The sequence below is a fragment of the Modestobacter versicolor genome, assembly GCF_041028285.1.
Classification (GTDB): Bacteria; Actinomycetota; Actinomycetes; order Mycobacteriales; family Geodermatophilaceae; genus Modestobacter; species Modestobacter versicolor_A.
This window is the reverse complement of sequence record NZ_JABGDB010000056.1, coordinates 1-529: the sequence shown is the minus strand read 5'-3', so window position 1 is coordinate 529 and position 529 is coordinate 1. Positions and strand designations below refer to the sequence as shown.

1 protein-coding gene is annotated in these 529 nt (G+C 41.4%); it reads left to right on the top strand.

The features are described 5' to 3' along the window. Positions 1–529, top strand: a 529-nt coding sequence (locus HL054_RS22240) for a hypothetical protein (RefSeq protein WP_369141308.1), incomplete at both ends; no start/stop codon positions are given.

Below are 529 nucleotides of genomic sequence, written 5' to 3'. Positions count from 1 at the left end.
CAAATGGTAATGAAATTCCTAATTCAGACGCAACTGCTAAACACAATCCAAGTAAAGTCGCAGAAGGTGCGGGTAATCCGGATGGTGGTATTATCGATGACACATCTGATTTATCTTTTGATTTCGGTGAGGAAGATGAAGTTGAAGAAAGTGATGAAGTCGAAGAGGCAGTCGAAGAAGTTGAGGAAGAAGTTGAAGACTCCGAAGTTGAACAAACGGAAACTCCTGATGAACAGGAAGTAGACTTCGAAGAATATGAAATCACTCTACCTACTGGTGAGAATGTAGTACTCAGTGAAGTGATTAAAGGCTATAAAGATAACCAAGCTCTGGAACAAGCTATTGCTGAATTTAACCAGACTCAGGAAGCCTTTGTTAAAGAATCTGAGGGTGTTTACAAACATCTGGAACTTGCACGTCTTGAAGCAGACCGCGTAATTGAAGATTATGAAGACTTTGATTGGGCAACCTATAAGCGTGAAGACCCAGCTGGCTATGTCGAAAACCGTGAGTTCTTAGACAGATCGGA